Source organism: Actinomadura sp. 9N407 (assembly GCF_044326315.1).
Taxonomy (GTDB): domain Bacteria; phylum Actinomycetota; class Actinomycetes; order Streptosporangiales; family Streptosporangiaceae; genus Spirillospora.
In genome coordinates, this window is the sequence record NZ_JBIRAW010000042.1 from 59280 (window position 1) to 83515 (window position 24236).

20 protein-coding genes and 1 pseudogene are annotated in these 24236 nt (G+C 70.1%); 8 read left to right on the forward strand and 13 right to left on the reverse strand.

The annotated features are described in order from the left end of the window. Positions 1 to 3 precede the first annotated feature (3 nt). From ACH34Q_RS41570 to ACH34Q_RS41580, 3 genes are read left to right on the forward strand one after another with little or no spacing between them, the layout of a single operon-like run. Positions 4 to 510: a hypothetical protein gene (locus ACH34Q_RS41570; RefSeq protein WP_395988712.1), complete on the forward strand. Its 507-nt coding sequence runs from the start codon at positions 4 to 6 to the stop codon at positions 508 to 510. Then, positions 474 to 1064 (forward strand): hypothetical protein, encoded by a 591-nt coding sequence (locus ACH34Q_RS41575; RefSeq protein ID WP_395988713.1) that lies wholly within the window; start codon positions 474 to 476, stop codon positions 1062 to 1064. Before ACH34Q_RS41570 ends, ACH34Q_RS41575 begins: the two co-directional genes overlap by 37 nt. A gap of 46 nt (positions 1065 to 1110) precedes the next feature. After that, positions 1111 to 1356 (forward strand): DUF397 domain-containing protein, encoded by a 246-nt coding sequence (locus ACH34Q_RS41580; RefSeq protein ID WP_395988714.1) that lies wholly within the window; start codon positions 1111 to 1113, stop codon positions 1354 to 1356. A gap of 183 nt (positions 1357 to 1539) precedes the next feature. Here ACH34Q_RS41580 and ACH34Q_RS41585 read toward each other — a convergent pair whose 3' ends face one another. The 6 genes from ACH34Q_RS41585 to ACH34Q_RS41610 form a co-directional block, all read right to left on the reverse strand. Further along, positions 1540 to 2124, reverse strand: coding sequence for a Uma2 family endonuclease (locus tag ACH34Q_RS41585; RefSeq protein ID WP_395988715.1), 585 nt, complete (start codon positions 2122 to 2124; stop codon positions 1540 to 1542). Between the two features lie 804 nt (positions 2125 to 2928). Further along, positions 2929 to 3336: a nuclear transport factor 2 family protein gene (locus ACH34Q_RS41590; protein ID WP_395988716.1), complete on the reverse strand. Its 408-nt coding sequence runs from the start codon at positions 3334 to 3336 to the stop codon at positions 2929 to 2931. Between the two features lie 444 nt (positions 3337 to 3780). Beyond that, on the reverse strand, positions 3781 to 4209 hold the full coding sequence (locus tag ACH34Q_RS41595) for a DUF4259 domain-containing protein (protein ID WP_395988717.1): 429 nt from the start codon (positions 4207 to 4209) through the stop codon (positions 3781 to 3783). A gap of 37 nt (positions 4210 to 4246) precedes the next feature. Then, complete coding sequence (locus tag ACH34Q_RS41600; protein ID WP_395988718.1) at positions 4247 to 5428, reverse strand: hypothetical protein; 1182 nt, start codon at positions 5426 to 5428, stop codon at positions 4247 to 4249. Between the two features lie 159 nt (positions 5429 to 5587). After that, a complete protein-coding gene (locus ACH34Q_RS41605) occupies positions 5588 to 6361 on the reverse strand; it encodes an ABC transporter permease (protein WP_395988719.1) in 774 nt (257 codons plus the stop codon). Next, positions 6358 to 7308 (reverse strand): ATP-binding cassette domain-containing protein, encoded by a 951-nt coding sequence (locus ACH34Q_RS41610; protein WP_395988720.1) that lies wholly within the window; start codon positions 7306 to 7308, stop codon positions 6358 to 6360. Before ACH34Q_RS41610 ends, ACH34Q_RS41605 begins: the two co-directional genes overlap by 4 nt. 195 nt (positions 7309 to 7503) lie before the next feature. On the opposite strand from ACH34Q_RS41610, the gene ACH34Q_RS41615 reads away from it, so the two are divergent. The 4 genes and pseudogenes from ACH34Q_RS41615 to ACH34Q_RS41630 form a co-directional block, all read left to right on the forward strand. Continuing rightward, positions 7504 to 8079, forward strand: a complete 576-nt coding sequence (locus ACH34Q_RS41615) for a TetR/AcrR family transcriptional regulator (protein WP_395988721.1) — start codon at positions 7504 to 7506, stop codon at positions 8077 to 8079. A gap of 124 nt (positions 8080 to 8203) precedes the next feature. After that, entirely contained in the window at positions 8204 to 10885 is a 2682-nt protein-coding gene (locus ACH34Q_RS41620) for a DUF4132 domain-containing protein (protein ID WP_395988722.1), read from the forward strand. Between the two features lie 132 nt (positions 10886 to 11017). Next, on the forward strand, positions 11018 to 14407 hold the full coding sequence (locus ACH34Q_RS41625; RefSeq protein WP_395988723.1) for a DUF4132 domain-containing protein: 3390 nt from the start codon (positions 11018 to 11020) through the stop codon (positions 14405 to 14407). A 38-nt stretch (positions 14408 to 14445) separates the two neighbouring features. Beyond that, positions 14446 to 14577: pseudogene (locus ACH34Q_RS41630) on the forward strand (alpha/beta hydrolase fold domain-containing protein); the annotation flags it as partial. 140 nt (positions 14578 to 14717) lie between these two features. Here ACH34Q_RS41630 and ACH34Q_RS41635 read toward each other — a convergent pair. The 7 genes from ACH34Q_RS41635 to ACH34Q_RS41665 form a co-directional block, all read right to left on the reverse strand. Next, complete coding sequence (locus ACH34Q_RS41635; RefSeq protein ID WP_395988724.1) at positions 14718 to 15410, reverse strand: N-acetylmannosamine-6-phosphate 2-epimerase; 693 nt, start codon at positions 15408 to 15410, stop codon at positions 14718 to 14720. Between the two features lie 4 nt (positions 15411 to 15414). Further along, positions 15415 to 16401 (reverse strand): ROK family protein, encoded by a 987-nt coding sequence (locus ACH34Q_RS41640; RefSeq protein ID WP_395988725.1) that lies wholly within the window; start codon positions 16399 to 16401, stop codon positions 15415 to 15417. 8 nt (positions 16402 to 16409) lie between these two features. Beyond that, positions 16410 to 17363, reverse strand: coding sequence for a dihydrodipicolinate synthase family protein (locus ACH34Q_RS41645; protein ID WP_395988726.1), 954 nt, complete (start codon positions 17361 to 17363; stop codon positions 16410 to 16412). Further along, entirely contained in the window at positions 17360 to 18385 is a 1026-nt protein-coding gene (locus ACH34Q_RS41650) for an oligopeptide/dipeptide ABC transporter ATP-binding protein (RefSeq protein ID WP_395988735.1), read from the reverse strand. The genes ACH34Q_RS41645 and ACH34Q_RS41650 overlap by 4 nt, the downstream gene beginning before the upstream one ends. A 128-nt stretch (positions 18386 to 18513) precedes the next feature. Further along, complete coding sequence (locus ACH34Q_RS41655; RefSeq protein ID WP_395988727.1) at positions 18514 to 20619, reverse strand: dipeptide/oligopeptide/nickel ABC transporter permease/ATP-binding protein; 2106 nt, start codon at positions 20617 to 20619, stop codon at positions 18514 to 18516. Further along, complete coding sequence (locus ACH34Q_RS41660) at positions 20616 to 21575, reverse strand: ABC transporter permease (RefSeq protein ID WP_395988728.1); 960 nt, start codon at positions 21573 to 21575, stop codon at positions 20616 to 20618. The genes ACH34Q_RS41655 and ACH34Q_RS41660 overlap by 4 nt, the downstream gene beginning before the upstream one ends. Positions 21576 to 21673: 98 nt before the next feature. Continuing rightward, the gene (locus ACH34Q_RS41665; RefSeq protein WP_395988729.1) at positions 21674 to 23266 is read right to left on the reverse strand and encodes an ABC transporter substrate-binding protein; all 1593 of its coding nucleotides are present in this window, start codon (positions 23264 to 23266) and stop codon (positions 21674 to 21676) included. A 194-nt stretch (positions 23267 to 23460) separates the two neighbouring features. Here ACH34Q_RS41665 and ACH34Q_RS41670 point away from each other — a divergent pair, with 194 nt between their 5' ends. Further along, positions 23461 to 24201, forward strand: a complete 741-nt coding sequence (locus tag ACH34Q_RS41670; RefSeq protein ID WP_395988730.1) for a FadR/GntR family transcriptional regulator — start codon at positions 23461 to 23463, stop codon at positions 24199 to 24201. Positions 24202 to 24236: the final 35 nt, after the last annotated feature.

Consider the following 24236-nt stretch of genomic DNA (forward strand, 5'->3'; position numbering starts at 1 on the left):
CGCGTGTCAGACGATATCGACTACACCACCAGAGACATGCTCCGCCATGGCGGCGTCGCCTTCAAGATAGGCGTGGTCGCACTCGTTGTCGGCATTGCTCTCGGCTTCATGTACGTGTTCGGCTGGGGGTTCTTCGCCCGGACCACGGCGCCGTGGCGCGGCGCCACCGAGATGCGCGAGCAGGTCGAGAGCGGCAGTCACCGGCGCGCCGCGTACGACCATTTCTACGACCTCTGCGCCCAAGTGCAGTCCGATGAGGCTTCGGTGCGGAATCTGCGGCGCGAATTGGCCTCGAAACCGAAACCCGACGATGCGCGTGCCCTGCAGATCAACGCGTCGATCACGGCGCTGGAGAACAACAGGGCGGAGAACATCAACCAATACAACGCGGACGCCGCCAAGAAGAAGACCGAGGGGAAGTTCCGGAGCTCAGGGCTGCCGTACCAGCTCAGTCTGAGTACAAAGGAGACACAATGCACGTCGAGTTCACCGTCACCCGCGAGCACGTGAGGCGTATTCTCCTCCTGGTCGCCGCCGCGACCGCCGTCGTGATCACTTTCTCCGGTTGTACGGAGAGCTCCGGCAAGAAGGAGCAGAAGCGCACCCTCGGTGGGTACGATCAATTGGTCGCGAAGCAGCCGAGCGAGACCATGACCTACTCGCCGACCCGCAACACCGCCAACTTCTGGATCAAGACTTGGAACAAGCCCGGCAAGCTGAGCTACGTCTACCTGCAGAACGGCGATGGCGATCTGCTCGGCTATTACATCTTCAAGGGCCTGCCGGTTCCCTACTGCGTCAGCCTCACGCCGCCGGACCAAGGCCAGGGCAACAACGAATACGGCGTCGTGCGCAAAGCGCCGGCGGTGGACGGGGTCTACTACGGCGAGGGCGACTGCTCCCGCTACTTCGGCATCGACGCGACGACGGGCGCCTACATCGAGTACACGACCGGTCTCGGAATCAACGTCCTGCTCTACGACCAGCCACTGCCGAACGATCCGAACGTGAAGCCGCTCGGGCGCAGCCGGGTCGACAAGAACGGAAAGGTCGTCACGAACTGAGTAAGTGCGTGCCTCATGTGGATGGTGGAGGTAGTCCCGATGCTCGATGAGATCGCGGCTCGGATATGACCTGAGAGAGGCCTGTGTGAGGGTGTCAGCCTGGAAGAGCGCCGCGTGGCGAAAGAGCTCCTATAGCCAGCCCACGCAGTCAGATTGTGTCGAGGTCGCGCGGCTTGGTGTCATGAACGCCGTGCGTGACTCCAAGGATCCCGAGGGCGGCTTCCTGAGCTTGGAACGAGACGCGCTGGGCGCCCTGCTGTCGCAGATCAAGCAGGGATCGTACGACCGCTAGTGCTGTGGCGACCAAGCTTCACCGGGGTGCCCCAGCCCCGTTGACTCGCGGCGTGTTCGCCTGCTTGCAGGCCTGGAAGGGCGGACGCCACGAGTCAACGCGAGCGGCGGGGCGATGATCTCGGTCAGGTCGCGTGGCTGCCGAACTGGGAACCTCAGAGTGGCTGGAGCAGACTGCGTGATGTCAACGCTCGCGGACGGACTTGAGGTCGACGTCGAGAGCGAACGGCAGAGTCGCGGTGAGCCGGTCGTGGTGCACACCCGTAGCGACGTACGCGTCGGTGGCATCGTCGAGTTCATAGGTATGGACGGCGAACGCCGGGGCCGTCTGGTCGGTTTCCACTCGCCAGTAGTGCCGGATTCCGGCTTCCGCGTAAAGGGCCGGCTGTACGCGCCGGTCCTTGCGCTTGGTTGAGGGTGACACCACCTCGATCACGAGGGTGACCAGCGCGGCGGCGATGGGACGTTCATAGGCGTCGTGTTCGCTGGAGTACACGACGATGTCGGGGGCGATCTCGACCGGTTCGACTTCGTCGTCGTCCAGGAGGACGTCCACGTCAGTGTCGACCTGCCAGGCATCGGGGGCCGCGTCTTCGATACGGGTCGCCAGACGCCGCGCGATGCGCTGGTGGATCGGACGGGGCCGTGGGTTCACGACGAGTTCTCCGTGGATGAGGCTCACGCGCACTGGGAGGTCTTCGGGCAGCGCCTCATAGTCTGCCCGAGTCCAGGTGTCGCCGGATGGCAATGGGAGAGTCAGCGCGTGCATGGCTCCTGGTGCCTCCGGTCGAGTTGGTGCGGGTACTTAGTCAGAGTACCTTCGGCACACTCCCTGGGCCTTCGTCACCACCACCGGCAGGCGCAGGTTTGATGAAGGCCGGCGTGCGCACCGCACGGAGGGCAGAGCCGGTGAGCAAGTCGCAGGCGATCGGCCTGGGTGGTCTAGGGACACTCAGGGTTGCTCGTAGGAGGTCGGTGGCCAGGTCAGCGTGCGACCTATAGGCGGGCAGTCTGATGAGCGGAGGCATGCCCGTTCTCCCGGGCCTCACTCGATGTGGCCCAGGCAGAAAGGGGGGGGCGACACCAGTTACTGGCACGCGTGCCTGAACCTCGGAGTCCGCCAAGCGAGACTGTCGCGGCACCGGCTGTTCAGGGCTGATCTCAGAGGCATGGTCGATACGGTCGAAGGACGCGCGGCGAACCGGCAGCGCGCCGGCAGCGTACTGAAGAGCGCCTCAGCGTCCGCGTCTGGACTCGCTTTCTAGATCCGTTGTGCCGCGTGCCTGATTTCGGTGGTCAGGAGTACCTGGCTGTGGGAGATGTGCAAGCCTGCGGTCCCGTTCGGCGTGGGATCGCTTCGCTGATCTGACTGGACGGGACTGTACGGCTACAGGCCGAGTGGTGGCAGTAGTTGGCTCGGGCCTTCCAGCGCTGTGGTGAGGATGGCTCGAAGCACAACGCTTGTCGATGGGTTCGGGAAGCCTGACTAGCGGTGGGGGTATCCGATATGTCACGCCCGTGACCGGGCGGCCCCCGCCCTGGGATCGCCGCCCGATCTTCCGATGCGGCCGGTCTACTCGTGGCCGCTGTGGAGCAGGCGCAGGCCGTACCAGCCCCAGTAGACGCGGTGGTGCTGGATGAGCCCCTCGGCGATCTCCATCACCTCGGCGAAGTCCATCTGGTCACCGTCGGGCGCCGAGCGTGGATATTCCCACATCAACGTCCGGCCGTTGGTGAAGTAGTCCTTGCGGTATCGCTTGCGCTGTGGCGGCTGCCGATCGAACACCATCTGGATGAACGCACGCAGCTCCTGCCGGCCGCGTCGAACCCCCTCCTCGACGCCCAGGTGATGGCGGATCAGCGGGCTCTCCAGCACCGCGTCGGGCGCGTAGAGGGCCACCGCCGCCTTGACGTCCTTGGCCCCGAGCGCCTCATCCCACGCATGGAAGATGCGCTCGATCTCCACGTTCGTCACCGTCATGTTCCCTGCTCCTTACGTGGTGTGTGAAAACAGCGTGCAGCCGATCCCTTTCGCCCGGTGTCGAAACATGGCCGCCGACTACGCCGCTGACCTCCTTACTTCGGAAATAGGATCTCCGCCCGTCCGACGCCGTCCGCACCCCAGCGGGTCTGTCGAACAGAACATGAGTCCAGAGGTGCGGCGGCTCGGACCGCCCGGCCTGGTCAGAGAGGCGGACGCGCGGGCCGCGCTGACCATGCTGGCAGCGAGTCCGGGCGGGCTTGTGATGACCGAGGGAGCGGGGGTGGGCAAGAGCGCCCTGGCTCGCGAGGTAACTGGGGCGGATTCAGGCCGATGGCTGGGCAGTGCGCCGATCCAGTCGGCGACCTTGTCGGTGCGATCCTCGACGCGCCGTAGCACCGCTGGTGACGGCGGTGCTACGAGATGGCTGGACGGGACTCGCGGCTACGGGGCGAGGGGCAGCTGGTTCGGATGCTCTAGCGCTGCGGTGAGGACGGTTCGGAGCCGATGCATTCCGGCCCGCCACTCGGAGTCCTTGCTGCCTTCAGCCCACAGTTCCGGCAGGTAGGAGTCGGGACCGGTCACGCGGTCGATGGCTTGGAGGGCCAGGAGGCGAAGCTCCGTGGGTAGTCGCGGTAGCGGCTTCTGGGGGCCATAGATTTCGTCACAGGGTTCGCCGTTCGGGCACTGAGCGGCGACGAGTGCGGCGGCGGCGATGGCGACCTCGCCGTATAGAGGGCCCTCCTCGTGGATCGCCGCTTCCAGTTCTGCGCCTATCGCTGAATACCGTTGCTCCTGAGGCAGCTCGTCCAAGGTCATTGCGAAGTCCGAAGCGTTGTCGTTGTCGAACGCTCCGGTGCCCCATGTGCCCATATCGGTGGTCCTCTCTTTGTGGGAACGTTGCGGGGGGTCAGTCGTAGGCTTCCGCGTTCCAAGAGTCGAAGCCGATGAAGTCGAGCGGGTCGTCGTCCTCGTCCAGGACCGGGAAATCGGGTGTCGTGAGGCGTCCGCGCAACCAGTCCAGCAAGGTGTCGACCAGGCCACCGGGCAGGGGCGGGCCCTGGTCGCTGTGGCGGGGATAGACGATCAAGGGCCAGCTGTCGGGGTCTCCCTGGACGAGCCATCCCAGCTGGTCACCGTCGATCGAGTTCGCGAAGGGCAGGAAGCCTCCGGGCTCGGGCCAGACTGGAAGTGGCTGTTCTTCGGGGAATTCAGCGCGCAGATCCCGGTAGTCCCCGAGTGACGATTCGACGTACTGCGCCAGACCGCTGGTGCCGTGGCGGGTCGGTGGAACGAACCTCAGCCAGTTCGACATGCACCCGGCTCCGTAGAGCTCGATCAGCGTCACGTATTCGGTGGGGAGGCGGGTGCCGAGCGCGTCGAAGAGTTGCTCCCAGGTGCCGTCGCCTAGGTAGGGCTCCTCTGGTGGTGGCGCGAGCAGGCGTATGGCGTCCAGACCGGTGCCGTTTGTCAGTGCGGCGCGACGCTGGGCTTCGGGGACGATCTCGGGCTCGGGTACGGGTGGCGTCCAGGGGGCGGCGTCGGGGAGGAACGCCGTCCGCTCTGCGGTCGCCGGGAGCGGGCCCAGCGTGTCGCCGCCCGGCAGGGGGAGTCCTGTGCCGACGACTGCCGCGAGCGTTTCGAGCAGCGACGACTCGTAGATGTGCCAGGGGCTCGTGCCGCGGTTCATGGCGTCCCGGTGGAACACCACGACCGGCCATTGATCAGGGTCGTCCGATGCCGAGGTGTCCCAGAACAGTTCGCTGCACGCCCGCGTCGTTCCCCACGCGAGCAGGCCGCCCGGTGCGGGATGGAAGGCCGGTGGCTCGTACGGCGGAACGTCCCGCGATGCGATGCGGCAGTCGCGGTGGGTGCCCTTCAGCCAGGTGGCGTAGTCGAAACGTCCTGGTTGAACGCACGGGGCGTGCAGCCAGATGAACTCGCCGATGTCGAGCGGACCGTAGGCGGACACCACCGCCTTGTAATCGCTGGGCAAGGGAACACCGAGCCAGGATTCGACCATGTCCCAATCGACATCGAAGGGGGCGGCCGAGGGGGAGCCGAAAAGCGCGGAAAAGGACGTCGCGTTCATGGGAGCCGATTGTGGCAGGCCATGGTGACAATCCCGGCCGGTTTGGCTGCGAAAGGGGCGACATGCGAACGGGCCGCCAGGCCCGTGAGTCGGGGGCCGGCGGCCTGTTCGGCCGTTCTGTGGTCAGGCCTTGGTTCGTGGTCAGGCATCGGTTCGTGGTCAGGCTTTGTTGAAGGTGTTCTTGGCCCAGAGGTAGGAGATGAGGGCGATGGCGGTGCACCAGGCGGTGGCGATGGCGGCGCTGCTGCCGATGGGGTTGCCCATGAGGAGGCCGCGGATGGTTTCCATGATGGGGGTGAAGGGCTGGTATTCGGCGAACCAGCGCAGGGCGGTGGGCATGGAGTCGGTGGGGACGAAGCCGCTGCCGAGAAAGGGCAGCAGGATCAGGGGCATCGGGGCGTTGCTGGCGGCCTCGGGCGTTTGGGCTTTGAGGCCGAGGGCGACCGACAGCCAGGTGATGGCCATGACGAACAGGGTGAGGAGTCCGGCGGTGGCCAGCCACTCCACGGCGGTGGCGTTCGGGCTGAAGCCCATGACCAGGGCGACGCCGATCAGGACGACCATGCCCAGGACCTGCTGGATCACGGCGCCGACGACATGGCCGGTCAGGACCGCCGGACGCCAGATCCGCATGGTGCGGAAGCGGGCGATGATGCCCTCGGTCATGTCGGTGGCGACCATGACCGCGGTTCCGGTGGCGGCGGTCGCCACGGCCATGAGCAGGATGCCGGGGATGACGTAGTTGATGTAGTCACCGCGGCCGCCGCCGAGGCCGGCGCCGAGGGTGCCGCCGAAGACGTAGACGAACAGCAGCAGCAGGATGACGGGTGTCACGATCAGCTGAATGGTCATGGACGGGTAGCGCAGCATCCGCTTGAGCTGGCGGCGGACCATGGTGGACGAGTCGCGTGCGGCGAGGGTGAGGGTGCTCATCGGGTGATCTCCTGCTTCTGGCCGGTGAGGGTGAGGAAGACGTCGTCGAGGTCGGGGGTGTGGACGCTCATCTCGGCGACGTCGATGGAGCGTTCGTCCAGCAGGGTGAGCAGTTCGCGGACCGCGCGGACACCGCCGTCGCTGGGCACCTGCAGGGTGAGCGCTTCGGGGTCGGCGGCTCCGACCCCGACCAGGTCACGGGCCGCGTCCAGCAGCTTGGTGTCGGTGAAGGTGAGCTGGATGTGGCCGCCGGGGATGAGCCGCTTGAGTTCTTCGGCGGTGCCTTCGGCGATGAGGCGTCCGTGGTCCAGGAGGGCGATGCGGTCGGCGAGTTCGTCGGCTTCTTCCAGGTACTGGGTGGTGAGGAAGATGGTGACGCCGGTGGAGACCAGGTCGCGGACGATCTGCCACATGGAGCGGCGGCTGCGCGGGTCCAGGCCGGTGGTGGGTTCGTCGAGGAAGATCAGGCGGGGGTCGCCGACCAGGGTCATCGCCAGGTCCAGCCGGCGCTGCATGCCACCGGAGTAGGTCGCGGCGGTCTTGCCGCCGGCCTCGACCAGGTCGAATCGCTCGAGTAGTTCCTTGGCCTTGTGCTTGCCGTCGCGGCGGGACAGGTGGTGCAGGTCGGCCATCAGCAGCAGGTTCTCCTCACCTGTGAGGAGCTTGTCGACCGCCGAGTACTGACCGGTGACACCGATCGCGCCACGCACATCGTCGGGCTTGCGGGCCAGGTCATGGCCGGCGACCTGGATGGTGCCGCCGCCGGCCGGGGTCAGGGTCGACAGGATCTGCACGGTGGTGGTCTTACCGGCACCGTTCGGGCCGAGCAGGGAGAAGATCGTTCCTTCGGGGACGGCCAGATCGATGCCGTCCAGCACGACCTTGTCGCCGTCCTTGCCCGGATAGGACTTGCGCAACCCGATCGCTGCGATGGCCAGGTTCGTCATGACGGGGGGCTCCTCAGGGTGTGAGTCAGAGGCTGCGGGACATCGGCTGCGGGCCTCGTCGAGATTGATCCGGCCGGGCGCATCAGCGTCCATGCATTCCCTTTCAGGCACGGCACGTGCCGTGCCGTTAGAGAGAATGTCGGGTCCGGGGCGCACTGTCAAGAACGGCACGTGCCGTGCTGTTACGGTGGCGGTATGACCGACACGCGCAACCCTCGCGGTGCCGAGCGGACCGAGGCCATCATGCGGACCGCGCTGGAACTGGGCCAGGAGCTCGGCTACGCGAAGCTCAGCATCGAAGCGGTCGCGGCCCGCGCGGGCGCCGGCAAGCACACCATCTACCGTCGATGGCCGTCCAAGGGAGCCCTGCTCCTCGACTCGCTGCTGTCGCTGAACGAGCCCGGACTGGACTACCCCGACACCGGCGACATCGTCGCCGACCTGCGTGACCAGATGTACGCGGCCGTCGACCTGCTGGGCAAGCCGCCCTTCGGCCCGCTGTATCAGGCCCTGGTAGGCGAGGCCCAGTACGACCCCCAGGTCGCCGCCGCGCTCAACGAGCGATTCATCGCCCCGCAAACGGCCAAGACCGTCGCTCGGATGAAGGCGGCCCAGGAGCAGGGCCAGCTGTCGCCCGACCTCGATCTGGACCTGGCGATGGCGCTCCTGTCCGGCCCGCTGTACTTCCAGTTCCTGATCACTCAGGGACCACTGACCCATGAGCTCATAGACAGGAACCTCGACGCCCTCATGGCCGGCCTGGGGCCTTGATCAGGCCTCTGGCGAGTACGCCCGTTGCGGCGGATGCGTCGGTTGGCTTGGACGAGACGGATGGCTTGGCTGAATGGTCCGTTCTGGCGGCGGTATGTCGGGGTGCTGCCCTAGCGTGGCGGGCATGAGTGATCTTGCCCGTGATGAGCTTGCCCGTGCCGAGGACGTTCTGGTCATTCCCGAGGAGTGGCGGGCGAGCCTGAGTCCCCGGCGCGGGGGCGTTGCGCCGGTGCCGGAGGTCGCGCTGCAGGTGGACGCCGTCCGCAGGGTCCGGGAGAGGCTGGTCGACTCGCGGGCGGCCATCGATGCCGTGCTGGATCACGAGTCGAGCGATCCTGGGCTCGCCGGGGTCGCCCAGTCCTTTCTGCGGGGTGAAGGGGACGTTCTCGGCGCGGCGGCGGTCGCGGTGGCGGACACACTCGTGCGCGAGCGGTCCGTCGACGGAACGGGCACGGACTGGGTCGACTATCTGGCCGCCGAGCACGGCCTCGCCTTCGCCGCCGAGGTGTTCGCGGAGATCGACGGGATCGGGGTCTCCCTGACCGGTTCGTCCGGGGACTGGCGCCAGTCGATCAATCGTGAGGGCTGGTCCACGCGGCGGGCGTACTGGGCGCGGGGTGACGCGGGACGGCGGATGCGGGGGCTGCTCGCGGCGGCCGCCGATGGCGAGTACACGGCGGCCGTGGAGGCGCTGGCGCGGTATCGCGGCGGGGAGCGCCTGCAGCGGATGGTGGTGTCCTTCCTCGTGCCCACGCGGCAGGATTGGGTGGACGAGTGCTGCGATGAGCGGTCGCCGAGCGATTACTGGATGTCGGACGAGCCGGCGCTGCTCTGGTGCGCGCTCGGCAGTGCCGCGCAGGTCGAACGGCTGGGGCTCGAAGCGCGGTTCGAGTACGGCATCGGGTTCGCCTCGGTCCTCTTCACCTCGGTCGAAGGGGTCGGCGCCGCCGTGGCCCCGGCCCTCGCGGCGGCCTTCGATGAAGAGGTCCGGGTCTCCATCGGGAACGAGGCGGCGCGGTGCCGGACGCTTCTCGAGGCGCTCGGCGCGCTGCCGTCCGACCAGGCGTTCCGGCTCATGGCCGAACGGCTCGGGCAGCGGCACGTGCTGTCGGCCATGGTGGAGATGAGCGAGCGCTTCCCCGTACGGGCGCTGCGGATCCTGGCGGAGCTGAGCGGCGGGACGTCCGAGCGGGCGCGGCTGGCGGCCGGTCTGCTGAAGATGCGTGCACAGGCCCGGCCCGAGCTGGTCGAAATGGTCGGGGACGAGGTCAAGGCGGCGATCGAGGCAGTGCTGGCGGACGGCGTCCAGGAGGCGGACGCGGGTGATGTGCCCAAGGCGCTGCGGAAGGGCGGCAAGGTCACGCCGCCGGGCTGGGCGCGTGCCGGAGCACTCCCGCAGGTCCTGCTCAAGGGACGGGAACGGGCGCTGCCCGCGGAGGCGACCAGGCATCTCATCGAGGCGCTGACCAAGGCGACCCCGCGCCGCAGGCCCAGCGCGGCCGTTCAGGAGGCGCTGGACGATCTGGATCCGCGCTCGCTCTTCGAGTTCGGGTGGGCGCTGCTGGGATTGTGGCGTGCCGCCGTCGAGGAGGAGCGGGCCGGATGGGCGGTGTCGCAGCTGGGCTGGATCGGCGGCGACGAGGGCGCGCGGCGGCTGGGCGCGCTGGCGCGGTCCTGGAGCAGCCAGGAGGGGATCCGGCTGCCGCTGGACGGGCTGGACGTGCTCGCGGGCATGGGCAGCGACGTCGCGCTCATCCAGTTGCACCTGGTCAGGGCGAAGGCCAGGCCCAAGCGCCTCAAGAACAGGGCGGGCACGCTGCTCCGCAAGACCGCCGAGGCGCGGGGCCTCACGCCTGAGCAGCTGGCCGACCGGCTCGTCCCCGACTTCGGGCTGGACGCCGAGGGCAGCATGACGCTCGATTACGGGCCGCGCACGTTCACGGTCGGCTTCGACGAGGGGCTCAAGCCGTTCGTGACCGACGAGGCGGGCAAGCTGCGCAAGGCCTTGCCCAAGCCGGGTGTGAAGGACGACCAGGAACTCGCGCCCGCCGCGTACGCTGCGTTCGCCGGGCTGAAGAAGGATGTGCGCAGCGTCGCGCCCGAGCAGATCCACCGGATGGAACGGGCGATGGTCGAGCAGCGGCGGTGGGAGGTCGGTGACTTCCGGAGGCTGTTCGCCGGGCATCCGCTGCTGTGGCACATCGTCAAGCGGCTCGTCTGGATCCACCAGGACGGCGGGGCCGATGGCGGGGGCGAGGGCGGCAAGTCCACCGCGTTCCGCCTGGCCGAGGACCGTACGTTCGCCGACGCGGACGATGAGGTCGTGACGCTGCCCGAGACCGGCGATGTGTGGATCGCCCACCCGCTGCACCTGGGCGAGCAGTTGCGGACGTGGGGCGACCTCTTCGGCGACTACGAGATCCTTCAGCCGTTCCCGCAGCTCGGCCGCCCGGTCGGCGCGTTCACCGAGAAGGAGCGTGCCGCCAACAGGCTGGACCGGGTCGAGGGCATCGTCGTGAAGACCAGCGCCGTACTCCGGCTGGAACGTGACGGCTGGGCGCGCGGCGAGGCGGGGGACGGCGGGTACCGGATCCACATGGATTGGATCACTTCGAGCGACCACGGAATCGTTCTCGATCTGGAGCCCGGCTTTCCGGCCTGGAATCCGGGCGACTATGCCGAGCAGAAGCTCGGAGCGGTCTGGATCGGCCGGCACGGTTCCGATCTCCGCTTCGGCGAACTCGACGAGGTCACCGCGTCCGAGCTCCTCTACACCTTGAGCACCCTGAGCGAGGACGCTCTCTAGAGGGTGCCTGAGGAGGGGGCCTGTTTGAGTGAGGGCGGGCTCGGGGAACGCTGGACGCCAGGCCCCGGACCGCCGGGCGGGTGTACCGGTTCTGGGGTGGTATGTCGGGGGTCTGCTCTAGCGTTGTCCGGCATGAGTGATCATGCCCTCGATGAGAACACCCTGGTCATCCCGAGTGCCTGGAAGCGGCAGGTCCATCCGCGGCGGGGTGGAATGCCAGGACCGAAGATCAAGCTCGACGCCGAATCGGAGCAGATCGCGGCGGCGTGCCTGGAGGAGAATCGGGAGAAGATCGAGCATTTTCTCGCCGCCCCGGGCACCGACCCGAGCCTGATCGCGCCCGCGCGGGCGTACCTGTCCGGGGAGCCCGACGCGCTGGGGGCGGCGGTGACCGCCGTCCTGGCGGCCGAGCAGCGCGCGTGGTCGGGCGCCGTTCCGTTCGCGGACGCCTGGACGTTCACTCACGGGGTGGGATGGGCGGCGTGCGCGGTCGTCGAGATGGCCGTGCTCCACCCGCACTACTCACACCGACGCGATCTCCTGGCGCTCAAGCTCATCGCGGATGACGTTCAGCAGATTCCGTATGGGCAGTGGGAGGGCACGCTCAAACGGATGCGGACGCTGCTGGCCGTGGCCGGTGACGCCGAGTACGCGGAGGCCGTGGAACGTCTCGCCGGGCATCGCCGTACGGACCAGCGGCGGCTGGTGACCGGGTATCTCGTTCCGACCCGGAAGGACTGGGTCGCCGAGTGCTGCCACGCGGTACGGGCAGAGTCCCGGCCCGTGCTGCTGGACGCGCTCGGCTCGGCCGAGCACCTCGAGATCCTGGGCCCGTGGGCGCGGCTGACCCAGTACGACTGCTACCACCCGTCCACGATCATGACGCTGGCGGAGGGCGTCGGAGCGGCCTGCGCGCCGCTGCTGATCCAGGCGAACGACGACCTATACCCGGACGCGCGGCGGCGCAAGGTACTGCTCGGGGCGCTGGGCATCCTGCCGTCGGACGAGGCGTTCCGGATGATGCTCGAACGCCGGTCGGACAAGTACATCCTCGCCACGCTGCTGGAGTCGATGAAGCGGTTCCCCGTAAGGGCGATCCGCGAGCTGGCCGCCGTGGGGGAACCCGACACCGATGAGCTGCTGGCGACGCATGTGAAGGCGCATCTGGAGCTTGCCGAGAGCGTCCTGCCCGAACTGCCCGAGGAGGCGCGCGCGGCCGTCGAACGGATCGTCGGCGGGCTGGAGATCCTTCCGGCGGCGGAGCTGAGCGACCTGCCGCGCGTGCTGGCCGACCCGCCGTGGAAGCGCGTGAAGGAGAAGGCCGAGCCCGTCGTCATCAAGGGCTTGACCGCGCCCGATACGCGTGTGGCGTGGGATGAGGGTGAGCGAGAGGAATGGGAGGCCGGCGCCAGGGTTCCGTTGCCCTATTCCTGGTATGTCAAGGACGGCCCGGGAGGCCACGTCACCTGGGGGAAGACCGTTCCGGCCGAGGCGCGGAGCGAGTTGTGGGAGACGCGGGCGACCGCCTTCGAGGAGGGCGGCCTCGATGGCCTGAAGCAGCTCGGGATGCTGGTGCTGGGGCCGGTCGAGCTCGCCCGGCCGCTCATCCGCGGCTGGTTCCCCGAGGACTGGGACCGCACTTACCTCGGCCGTCCGGAGACCTGGATGCCCGTTCTCATCGCGCGCTTCGAGCTCGACGCGCTGGCGACCGCGCTGCGGTTCGCGCAGAGTCGGCCGGCGGGGCTCGGCCACCTGGTCGTGCCGTTCGCCGATGCGACGGTCGCCGAACTGGCGAGCGAGTGGCTGCTGCGCACCAAGAGCGCCCGGCCGCACGCGGAGGCCTGGCTGCGCAAGCACGGGAGCGCGGCCGTACCGCTGCTGCTCCCGACCGCGCTCGGCAAGCCGGGGAAGCGCCGGAACGGCGCCGAGTACGCGCTGCACCTCCTCGCCGCCGAGCTGGGGCGGGACGCCGTCGTCGAGGCCGCCGGGCAGGGCCCGGCCGCGCAGGCGGTCGCGGCGCTGCTGGAACGGGATCCGGACGAGCTCGTTCCACGGAAGATCCCCGAGGTCGGCGCCTGGGCGGACCCGGCGACGCTGCCGCAGGTCTTGTTGAAGGGGCAGGCGCCGAACGGGCAGGCGCTGAACGGGCAGGGCCGCGCGCTGCCGGACACGGTCGTTCCGCATCTGCTCACCATCCTGGCGATGTCGGCGCCGGACGATCCCGACCCGGGGATCGAGGCGGTACGGGAGGCGTGCGATCCGGCGTCGCTGTCCGCGTTCGCGTGGGCGTTGTTCGAGCGGTGGCGCGAGCATGGCGAGCGGTCCGAGGGCACCTGGGCGCTCACGGCGGTGGGGTGGTTCGGTGACGACGAGGCGGCGCGGCGACTCACCCCGGTCATCCGTGCCTGGCCCGGCCAGAACGGCCACCACAAGGCGGTCAAGGGCCTGGACGTGCTCGCCCTGATCGGCACGGAGGCCGCGCTGATGCTGCTCGACGGCATCGCGCAGAAGGCGAAGTTCAAGGCGATCAAGCTGCGGGCGCAGGAGAAGATCCAGGAGGTCGCCGAGCGCCTCGGGCTGACCGGCGAGCAGCTCGGTGACCGGCTCGTTCCGGGCTTCGACCTCGATCCGGACGGCAGCATGACGCTGGACTACGGGCCCCGGCGCTTCGTGGTGGGCTTCGACGAGCAGCTCAAGCCGTACGTGACGGACGAGGACGGCAAGCGCCGTGCCGCCCTGCCGAAGCCGGGCGCCAAGGACGACCCGGCCCTCGCCCCCGCCGCGTACGCCGCGTTCGCGCAGCTCAAGAAGGACGTGCGGGCGGTGGCGTCGATCCAGATCCGGCGGCTCGAGCTGGCCATGACGACCGAGCGGCGGTGGACCGTCACCGAGTTCCGCGAGCTGCTCGCCGGCCATCCGCTGATGTGGCACATCGTGCGCCGGCTGGTGTGGTCGGCGGACGGCACCGCGTTCCGGCTCGCCGAGGACCGTACGTTCGCCGACCTCGACGACGAGGCGTTCACCCCGCCGGCCGAGGCCGAGATCGCCCTGGCCCATCCGCTGTCCCTGGACGGGACGCTCGATGCCTGGGCGCAGGTCCTGGCCGACTACGAGATCACGCAGCCGTTCCCGCAGCTCGGCCGGGAGGTGCACCGGCTGGCAGAGGAGGAGCGGCAGGCCGGCCGGCTGGCGCGCTTCGAAGGACTGAACGTTCCGTGGGGCAAGGTCCTCGGCCTGGAGCGGCGCGGCTGGCGGCGCGGGACCCCGGAGGACAACGGCACCGAACGCTGGATCTCGCGTCCCGTCCGCGACGGCCTGCACGTCGTGATCGCGCTCATTCCCGGGATCCAGGTCGGCTACGGCGACCAGAACGAGGACCAGGTGCTCGAGACGATCTGGCTCGACACCACCCCGCGCGACTTCCCCCGCCCCAAGACGCCGACCCCGTTCGGTGAGCTGGACGAGGTGACCGCGTCCGAAGTGCTCGCCGACCTGGTGGACCTGAAGGAGGCCGCTCTGTAGGGCAGACGCGTGAGGCAGACGCGTGCCGGACATATTCGATGCTGAGGTACCCGGCCGCGTTCGAAGACTGCCTGGCCGTGACCGAGTACCTGGCGCGTACTGGGGACATGGCGCGTACCGGCGAACGACTCGTCGTCGCCGGTGACAGCGCCGGCGGCCAGCTCGCCGCGTCCGCCGCCAACCACGGGCTACTTCAGCCTGGGCGGCCCGGCTGTCGACCCGACCGGCAGCCTGGCTGCCAGTCCGGGCGTCGACCCGACCGTCGACCCGATCGGCAGCCCTGCCATCAGTCCGGCCGTTGGTCCGGTTGTCAGCCCGGGGTGAGGGCGGCGGCGAAGCGGGAGGTGATCCACTGCGGGTCGGTGATGGCGGTGCCGACCACCACGGACGTCGCGCCGGCCTCGATCGCCGCCGCGGCCGTCGCGGGGAAGTGGTAGCGGCCCTCCGCGATGATCAGGGCGTCCGGGAGCCTGTCCCGCAGCGCGTGGACGAGGTCCAGATCAGGCCCGTCCGGGATCGGGCCAGGCCCGGTGTAACCGGCGAGGGTGGTGGCCACGATGTCGGCGCCCGCCTCGGCCGCCGCCACGCCCTCCTCCAGGGTGGCGACGTCCGCCATGAAGAGCGCGCCCGCGTCATGGACGGCGGCGATCGAGGCGGCGAGGGGCAGCCCGTCCGGGCGCGGACGGAAGGTGGCGTCGGCGGCGACGACCTCGGCGCCGACGCCGGCGACGGCGCGGACCGCCGCGACGGTGGGCGTGATGAAGACCCCGTCCGTTCCGTCCTTGGTCAGGCCGATGACCGGGACGTTCACGGCCGCCGCGATCGCGGTCACGTCCGGGATACCGCCGACGCCGCCGCAGCGGATCGCGGCGGCTCCGCCCGCCACGGCCGCACGGGCCGAACGGGTCAGGGCGGCGGTGTCGCGCAGCGGATGGCCCTGGCTTGCCTGGCAGGACACGATCAGCCGCCCGCGCACGAGCGCGGTGAACGATTCGGGGGTCATGCGGTCACTCCCGTGGCTTGGCGGGCAGGGTGGTCTCGGCAGGCAGAGTGGTTCCGGCAGGCAGGGTGGTCCAGACAGGCAGGTCCGTTCTGGCGAGAAGAGCGGTCTTGGCAAGGAGGGCGGCGCCGACCAGGGGCGCGTCGGTGCCTAGGGCGGCGGGCAGGATCGGTGTCGCGCGCAGCGGGGGGAGCGCCTCGTCCCGGAACGCGGCCGTGACGGCGTCCAGGAACGGTGCCCCGATCTGGGCGACGCCACCGCCGATCACGACGGCGTCCGGGTCCAGGACGGCGAGGAGCCCGGCCAGCGCGCGGCCCAGCAGGGCCGCAGCGTGGCCCGGGTCCCCGGTGGCCGCGATGGCGGGTCCGGAGGCCACGGCCTCCAGATGGTCGCGCCGGCCGCAGCCGCACGGCACCGGCCCCCGTTCGGGAACGAGCAGGTGCGCCAGTTCCCCTGCGGTGCCGTGGGCTCCGTTCTCGAGGCGTCCGGCGGTGGTGAGCGCACCGCCGACGCCGGTGCCGATGGATATGTGCAGGACGCGATGGAATCCCGCACCCGCACCCGCGTGGGCCTCGCCGTAGGCCATGGCCCGGACGTCATTGACGACGGTGACGGGTAGGCCGGTCAGGTCCGCGAGCGTCTCCCGTACGGGCGTGCCCGCCCAGCCAGGGAGCACATCGGTGGCGGAGACGACCTGGCCCGCCGGGCCGATGACGCCTGGGGCGCCCACGCCCAGGGCTTCCACGGCGTCGTCGCCGAGGTCGTCCAGCAGGCGGGCGGCGGCCGCCAGGACGGCGGCACCACCGGCGGCACCATCGGCCGTACCGCCGCCGCGCGGAGTGGCGGTACGGGCGCGGTGCAGGACCGTTCCATTCCCGTTCACCAGCGCGGCGGCGATCTTGGTGCCGCCGATGTCGAGCGCCGCGTACCGGGACGTCCCGTGGACGGCGCCGGTCTCGGGGCCGGTCTGGGGGCCGGTCTGGGAGTCGGTCATCTCGACCGTCACAGCAGTCCGGCGGCGGCGAGAAGGAGCCGCACCCGCTCCGTCTCCGCCGCGTCGAGCTGGATCTGGGGCGGCGCGGTGACCGGGCACTCGATCACGCCGAGCAGATGCAGGGCGGTCTTGAACGAGCCGAGCGCGGACGATCCGCGGCCCATCCGGTCGGTGGCACCCGCGTTGACGATGTCGAACAGGCGCAGCAGCCGTTCCTGCTCGGCGCGGGCCTCGTCCCAGCGGCCGGCGCGGGAGTGCCCGTACAGCCGGACATATCCGGCCGGGTCGACGTTGCCCAGGCCCGGAACGACTCCGTCCACGCCCAGGGCGACGGCCGCGTCGACGGTCAGTTCGGAGCCGGTCAGCACGCTGAAGCCGTCCGTACCCGCCTCGCGCAGCCGCAGGATGAGCGTGCGCATGCCGCCGTCGTCACCGCTGGAGTCCTTCACGCCCGCCAGCACGCCCTCGGCGGCGAGCCGCAGCAGCATCGCGCCGTCGAGCTTGGTGTGCACCGAGACCGGCAGGTCGTAGGCGTAGACGGGCACCGCCACGGAGGCGGCGACGGCGCGCAGGTGCCGCTCGACCTCCAGCGGGTGCGTGCGGGTGTAGAACGGCGCGGTCGCGACGATGCCGTCGCAGCCGACCTCGGCGGCGACGCGGGCGTGCTCGATCACCCGCAGCGTGGTCATGTCGATGGCGCCGCCGAGGACGGGCACCTGTCCCGACACGTGCTTGACGACCGTCTCCAGGACGGTGCGCCGGTGCCCGTCGGGCAGGAACGCCACCTCGCTCGTGGAGCCGAGCACGAACAGCCCGTCCACGCCGGCGTCCAGGAGGTGGCCCACCAGCCGCTCCAGGGACGCGACATCGACCTCCATGTCCGGGGTCAGCGGCGTGCAGACGGGCGGGACGACGCCGCCGAGCCTGGCGGATTCGGGGGAGCCGGCGGGAGCGTTGGTCACGGATTCTCCTGGGGGACGGTGGCGAGGGGGAGGTCGGACGGATCGGTGATGGGATGCAGGCACCGGTAGCGGTGCCCGGGCACGGACGAGGAAGAGGGCACGGACGGGGACGCGGTAACGAAGTCGGGCATCCGTTCCCCGCACTCGGCGGTGGCGCGCCAGCAGCGGGTCCGGAACGGGCAGCCGCTGGGCGGGCGCACCGCCGACGGGAACGGCCCGTCCAGCCGGATGGCCTCCATCGGGTCGAGCAGGCTGGGGGTGGCCGACATCAGGGCCCGGGTGTACGGATGGCGGGTGTCGCCGCCGGCCACCGCGCCGGACGGTGCGTCCTCGACGATCCGGCCGAGGTACATCGTGATGACGCGGTCGCTGACCCGGCGGACGGTCTGGATGTCGTGCGACACGAAGACCATCGACAGGCCGAGCCGGTCCTGCAGGTCCAGCAGCAGGTTGAGGATCTGCGCGCGGACCGACACGTCCAGCGCGGAGGTGGGCTCGTCGGCGACCAGCAGGGACGGTTCGAGCATCAGCGCCCGGGCGATCGCCACGCGCTGCCGCTGCCCGCCCGACAGCTGGCCGGGCAGCGCGGCCTCGGCGGACGCCGGCAGCCCGACCAGGGACATCAGTTCGCGGACCCGCTCATCGCGTTCGGCGGAGGTGCCCCGGCGGTGCACGTCGAGCGGGTCGCGCAGGATCGACCGGACGCTGAGCCGCCGGTTGAGAGCGGTGGCCGGATCCTGGAAGATCATTCCGACCGCGGCGCCGAGCCGCTTCGCCCGTTCGGCGCGCCGGAGCGTCGTGACGTCCTCGCCCTCGAACATGACCGTTCCGGACGTGGGGCGTTGCAGCCCGACCAGGACCTTCGCGAGCGTGGACTTGCCGCAGCCGGACTCGCCGACGATCCCGACCGTCTCGCCGGGAGCGATGGCGAGGTCGGCCCCGGTCAGCGCGTGCACGGCGGCGCGCCGGAACGGGGAGCCGGTACGGACGGGCAGCCGTACGTGGACGTCGCGCAGCTCCATCACGGGAGTGCCCCCCGTGCTCTCCCTGCTTTCCCTGCTCTCCCCGCTCTCCGTGTTTTCCGCGTTCGGGGAATCCGCAGCCGTCGGGGAACTCGCAGCCATCGGAGGATCCACAGGCATCGGAGGATTCACAGCGGGTCTCCCGCCCTTGCCGGGACTTGCTCGGACGGATCGGCCGCCGCGCCGATCGGGTGATGGCAGGCGAACGCGTGCCGGTGCGGATCGCCGGACGGCTCCGGACGGCCCGTACACGCTTCGGTGGCGGCGGTGCACCGGCCGGCGAACCGGCAGCCCGCCGGGAAGTGCGACGGCGACGGGACCACGCCCGGGATCTGGACGGGACGCGCGCTCGTGCTCTCCAGCGACAGCACCGCCCCGAGCAGGCCGCGCGCGTAGTGGTGCCGTGGCGAGGCCACCACCTCGGAGGTGACGCCCGCCTCGGCGACCTGCCCGCCGTACATCACCACCACCCGGTCGGTGACGTCCGCGACCAGCGCCAGGTCGTGCGAGACGAGGATCAGCGCGAAGCCGAGCTCGGCGCGCAGCCGCAGCAGCAGCCGCATGACCGTCGCCTGAACGGTCACGTCCAGCGCGGTGGTCGGCTCGTCGGCGATGACCAGGCGCGGATCCCGCGACAGCGCCATCGCGATCAGTACCCGCTGCCGCTGCCCGCCCGACAGCTCGTGCGGGTAGCTGCGCAGCGTCCTTTCGGGGTCGAGGCCGACCAGGTCCAGCAGCTCGGCGGGCGTACGGGTACCGCCGCGCCGGGTGAGCTGGCGCAGCTGCGCGCGGACGGTCATCGCCGGGTTGAGCGACGACAGTGCATCCTGGTAGATCATCGCCATGTCGTGGCCGAGCAGCCGGCGGCGCTCGCGTGCGGGCATCGTGCGCAGGTCGCGGCCGTCGAACAGCAGCCGGCCGCCGACCTGGGCGGCCTCCGGTTCCAGCCCCATGACCGTCAGGCTGGTGAGGCTCTTGCCGCAGCCGCTCTCGCCGACCAGCCCGACGACCTCGCCGGGCCGCACGTCCAGCGACACCCCGTCGACCACGGCGATGTCGCCGTAGCGGTCGGGGAAGCCGATGGTGAGGTCCTCGACGCGCAGCAGCGGATCGCCTTCGGGGAGCGGTCTGGCCCGGTCGGCCAGCCTCCGTCCCGCCTCGCGCAGGCCCTCCTCGACACTCTCGTCGACGCCCTCTTCGGCGCCCTTGCCGGCCCCCTTTTCGGCCGGCCCGTCGACCGCTGCGTCCCGTTCGCCGTTCGTGGCCGTACGGGACGCCGCGACCGGCGCCGATCCGGCATCGGACTCCTTGCCGGCCTGCCCGACCTGCGCAGCCCGGCCGGCGGGCGCTGCCCAGGCGTCCGAGACGCCTTCCGACAGGACGTTCAGCACCAGGACTGAGACGAGGATGAACAGCCCGGGGAAGAACGTCGCCCACCAGCCGCCCGACAGCATCAGCGCCTTGCCATAGGCGATGACGCTGCCCCAGGACGGGGCGGGATCCTGCACGCCCGCGCCGATGAACGACAGGCTCGCCTCGAACACGATGGCGTTGGCCACGACGATCGTGACGAACACCAGCACCGGGGCCGCGCAGTTGATCACGACGTGCCGGCGCAGGATGTGCCCCCTGCCCGCCCCGATCACCCGTTCCGCCGCGACGTAGTCCTCGCCGTACTGCGCGAGCACGTTCGCCCGGACGACCCGGGAGACCTGCGGGACGTACAGGAACGCGATCGTGCCGATCAGTACCGGCAGGCTCTTGCCGAACACGGTGACCAGGACCGCGGCCAGCGCGACGGCGGGGAACGCCATGATCACGTCCAGGCACCGCATCACCACCTCGTCGATCGCGCGGTGCGAGGTGGCGGCCAGCGAACCGAGCAGCGCCCCGACCGCCAGAGCCAGCAGCGCGGCGCCGATGCCGATCGCGAGCGACCAGCGCGCCCCGTACACGACGCGGGAGAACACGTCGCGGCCGACGCGGTCGGTCCCGAACCAGTGCTCGGCGGACGGGGCCTGCCCGGCGATCCCGGTGATCAGCGGGTCGTGCCGGGCGATCAGCGGCGCGCACAGCGCGGCCACCACGATCACCAGCAGCACCGCCAGCGCGGCCCGGGACGCCGGCCGCAGCCGGCGCAGGACGCGGGCCGGTGCGGCGGTGACGCGGGCCGGTCGGGCCGGTCCCGCCGGCACGGTACGGGTGGCGAGCGGGGTACGGGTCGCGCCACTCATCGCGTCGCTCCCTTCAGGCGGGGGTTGGCGAACAGGTACAGGACGTCCACCACCAGGTTGACCAGCAGGAACGTCAGGGCGATGGACAGCACCACGCCCTGCACGAGGGCGGGGTCGCCCGCCGTGACGCCCTGCATGATGAGGGTGCCGAGGCCCGGCAGGCCGAAGATCGCCTCGACCACGACCGCGCCGCTCAGCAGGTAGCCGATCTGGAGGCCGAGCACGGTCAGCGGCGTGATCAACGCGTTCCGCAGCACGTTGCGGCCGACGACCACCACCCGCGGCAGCCCGCTGCCGATCGCCGTCCGCACGTAGTCGCGGTCGAGTTCCTCGACCATCGCCGTGCGGACGACGCGGGCGAGCAGCGACCCGACCGGGAACCCGACCGCGATCGCCGGCAGCGTCAGGCTCTGCAGCCAGCCGCCGACCGAGTCGGCGGGATTGACGTAACCGCCGGTCGGGAACCAGTCGAGCCGCACCGCGAACTGCTGGATCAGCAGGATGCCGAGCCAGAACGAGGGCATCGCGACACCGGCCATGGACACCACCCGGATGACCTGGTCAGGCCAGCGGTCCCGGAACAGCGCCGCGGTGACCCCGAGCAGCAGCGCGAACAGCACGCCGACGATGACCGACAGCACGGTCAGCTGCAGGGTGAGCGGGAACGCCGTCCCGATCGCTCCGGTGACCGGGCGGCTCGGCGGCGCGGTGACGCCGAGATCGCCCTGGACGAGGTCGCCGAGGAAGCGGCCGTACCGGACCGGAAGCGGATCGTCGAGCCCGTTCGCGGCGGCGTACGCCTCCCTGGCCTCGGGCGTCGCCCCCTCCCCGAGGGCGTTGTAGGCGGGATCGCTGGGCGAGAACTGCAGGACGATGAAGACGAACAGCGTGATCCCCAGGATCATGGGGACCAGCGCGAGCAGCCGTCCCAGCGCCATCCGCAGGATCGTTGCCATCTGGATGGTGTCCGTTTCTTTCAGGCGGAGCGTTCTTCAGGCACGCCGATCTCTCAGGCACCGTTCGTTCAGGCACCGTTCGTTCAGGCGCCGATCAGTCAAGCGCGGCCGACGTTCAGGAACGACAGGCCTGTGGTCGCGACCGGCTGGAACCCGGACAGCGCCTTGCCGTTCCACCCGGTCACCAGCTTGCGGTGGAAGATCGGGTAGAGGGCGGCCTGCTCGGCGACGATGTCGATGGCCTGGCTCCACAGCCGCTCGCGGGCCTCCGCGCCCGTCTCGCGCGCCGCCTCGTCCAGCAGGTCCACGACCTTCTTGGCCTCGGCGGTACCGGAGTTGTTGCTGCGGGTCTCGGGCCAGGTACCGACGTAGAACCAGCGCATCAGCAGGTCGGCGTCGTTGCCGAACACCGACGGGTCGCCGGGCGCGGCCATCACCTGGTACTTGCCGGTGTCGACGCGGTTGGCGTACTGCCCGCCGGACTGGCCGACGTTCAGCGTGGTGGCCACCCCGATGGCGTCCCAGCTCTGCTTGATCAGCGGGACGCAGTCCTTGACGAAGTCGGTGTCGGTGGTGAGCAGTTCGACCTTGAGGCCGCTCACGCCCGCGTCCTTCAGCAGCTTCTTGGCCTTGTCCGGGTCGTAGCCGTACACGGTCGAGGCCTTGACGAAGTCGGGGTGCCCGGCCGGCAGGAAGCTGGTCGCGGCGGCGGCGTTGCCGAGCAGCGCCGTCTTGATCAGCTTCTCGGTGTCCATCGCGTAGTGCAGCGCCTGCCGGACGCGCACGTCGTCGAACGGCTTCACCTTGCAGTTGAACATCAGGAACAGCAGCCCGAAGCTCTGCACCGACCGCAGGTCCATGGTCTTGGCCAGCGCCTCGGCGTTCAGGTACGGGACGGCCTCGATCGCCTGGACGCGCTTCGACTGCAGCGCGGTGACGCGGGCGGACGGGTCGGTCAGCAGCAGCCAGGTCATCTTGGAGACCTTCGCGGGCCGCCGGCCGTTGTACGCGTCGAACTTGGCGAACGTCAGGCCGTCCCCCGCGTTGGCGGCGGTCAGCTTGTACGGGCCCGAGCCGACGGGCAGCGAGTCGAACTTCTTCTGGTCGGCCTCGACGAGCTTCTTGGGCACGATCCGTACGACCGACAGCCGCTCGGAGAACAGCGCGAAGCCGTACTTGAGCTTGAACTCGACCGTCCGCTCGTCGACCTTCTCGACGTCCTTCAGGAACGGCAGGAACTGCGCGAACAGCGAAGCGTTCTCGGTCTCCAGCACCCGCTCGAAGCTGAAGACGACATCGTCGGCGGTGACCGGCGAGCCGTCGTGGAACGTGGCGCCGTCGCGGATCGTGACGCGGTACGTGGTGTCGTCGACCTTGCTGGGCGTCTCCTTGGCCAGTGCGTTGTACGGCTGCCGCGTCACCGGGTCCAGATCGACCAGCGGCTCCAGGACGTGCAGGTTGGCGGCCACCGCGACGGCGCTGGAGGCGGTCATCGGGTCGAAGCCGCCGGACAGCGCGTACGCGAGGGCGGCCTGGATGGTGTTCTTGTCGCCGTCCGCGCCGGCGCCGGTCGAGGAGGGGCCGCCGCACGCGGCGACGGTCGCGGTGATCGTCGCCGCGGCGCCGAGCAGTCCGGTGTAGCGCAGGAAGTCACGGCGTTGCATTCCGCGGGCGGGCTGGAGGTCCGTCACGTCGTCTCCTGGAGGGATCGGAGGGGGCAGAGAAGGTGCAGAGCGAGGGCAGAGAGGGCGACGCAGCAGGTCCGGGAGGAGGTAGGACGTCCAACGTCACTTGTCGGTGTACCGTAGGCCCCGGTACCGAACAGGTCAAGAGCCGGTCTTCGGACACGACGCCGGGTGTGCGACAGGTAGGGGAGCGTGAGCTGATGACCGCAGGCCGGACGCGGAGGCGCGCGACGAGCGGCAGGCCCAGCCGGACCGAGGAGGTCCAGCAGCGGATCAAGCAGCTGATCCTGGAACGCGGCCTCGCGGTCGGGGATCCGATGCCGACCGAGTTCGAGCTGGTCGACGAGCTGGACGTCAGCCGCAACTCACTGCGCGAGGCGCTCAAGGCGCTGCAGGCGGTGGGCATCGTGGAGATCCGGCACGGGTTCGGCATGTACGTCGGCAGGATGTCGCTCGGCGCGCTGGTCGACGAGCTGACCTTCCACGCCCGGATGTCCAAGGGGCAGGGCCACGACGACCTGGCCCACCTGGTCGACATCCGCGAGATCCTGGAACGTGGCCTGATCGAGCAGGTCATCGACCGCGGGCTGGAGTCCGGGACCCCCGAGCTGGACGAGATCATGCGGCGGATGGAGGCCGAGGCGGCGGCGGGCCAGGTGACACCCGAGACCGACCGGCTCTTCCACGAACTGCTCTACCGTCCGCTGGGCAACCCGATCGTCAGCCAGCTCCTCGGCGCGTTCTGGGACGTGTACCGGACGCTGCAGCACGATCTCGCGCCGGTCGTCCAGGAGGCGACCGATGTCGCCCAGCGGCACCGCGACATCTACGAGGCGATGCACGCGGGCGACCGCGCGGCGGCCGCCGCCGCGACGGCCGCCCACTTCCGCGGCATCCGCGACCGCCTGGACCTCGCGCAAGACCCCCCGCCCCCCGGTTGACTCGTGGCGTGTTCGCCCTATCGCAATCGCAGAAG

Coding starts and splice junctions, on each gene's coding strand:
- ACH34Q_RS41575 (WP_395988713.1), top strand. CDS start 474: ATGCACGTCGAGTTCACCGTCACCCGCGAGCACGTGAGGCGTATTCTC.
- ACH34Q_RS41580 (WP_395988714.1), top strand. CDS start 1,111: ATGAGATCGCGGCTCGGATATGACCTGAGAGAGGCCTGTGTGAGGGTG.
- ACH34Q_RS41585 (WP_395988715.1), bottom strand. CDS start 2,124: ATGCACGCGCTGACTCTCCCATTGCCATCCGGCGACACCTGGACTCGG.
- ACH34Q_RS41590 (WP_395988716.1), bottom strand. CDS start 3,336: ATGACGGTGACGAACGTGGAGATCGAGCGCATCTTCCATGCGTGGGAT.
- ACH34Q_RS41595 (WP_395988717.1), bottom strand. CDS start 4,209: ATGGGCACATGGGGCACCGGAGCGTTCGACAACGACAACGCTTCGGAC.
- ACH34Q_RS41600 (WP_395988718.1), bottom strand. CDS start 5,428: ATGAACGCGACGTCCTTTTCCGCGCTTTTCGGCTCCCCCTCGGCCGCC.
- ACH34Q_RS41605 (WP_395988719.1), bottom strand. CDS start 6,361: ATGAGCACCCTCACCCTCGCCGCACGCGACTCGTCCACCATGGTCCGC.
- ACH34Q_RS41610 (WP_395988720.1), bottom strand. CDS start 7,308: ATGACGAACCTGGCCATCGCAGCGATCGGGTTGCGCAAGTCCTATCCG.
- ACH34Q_RS41615 (WP_395988721.1), top strand. CDS start 7,504: ATGACCGACACGCGCAACCCTCGCGGTGCCGAGCGGACCGAGGCCATC.
- ACH34Q_RS41620 (WP_395988722.1), top strand. CDS start 8,204: ATGAGTGATCTTGCCCGTGATGAGCTTGCCCGTGCCGAGGACGTTCTG.
- ACH34Q_RS41625 (WP_395988723.1), top strand. CDS start 11,018: ATGAGTGATCATGCCCTCGATGAGAACACCCTGGTCATCCCGAGTGCC.
- ACH34Q_RS41635 (WP_395988724.1), bottom strand. CDS start 15,410: ATGACCCCCGAATCGTTCACCGCGCTCGTGCGCGGGCGGCTGATCGTG.
- ACH34Q_RS41640 (WP_395988725.1), bottom strand. CDS start 16,401: ATGACCGACTCCCAGACCGGCCCCCAGACCGGCCCCGAGACCGGCGCC.
- ACH34Q_RS41650 (WP_395988735.1), bottom strand. CDS start 18,385: ATGGAGCTGCGCGACGTCCACGTACGGCTGCCCGTCCGTACCGGCTCC.
- ACH34Q_RS41655 (WP_395988727.1), bottom strand. CDS start 20,619: ATGAGTGGCGCGACCCGTACCCCGCTCGCCACCCGTACCGTGCCGGCG.
- ACH34Q_RS41660 (WP_395988728.1), bottom strand. CDS start 21,575: ATGGCAACGATCCTGCGGATGGCGCTGGGACGGCTGCTCGCGCTGGTC.
- ACH34Q_RS41670 (WP_395988730.1), top strand. CDS start 23,461: ATGACCGCAGGCCGGACGCGGAGGCGCGCGACGAGCGGCAGGCCCAGC.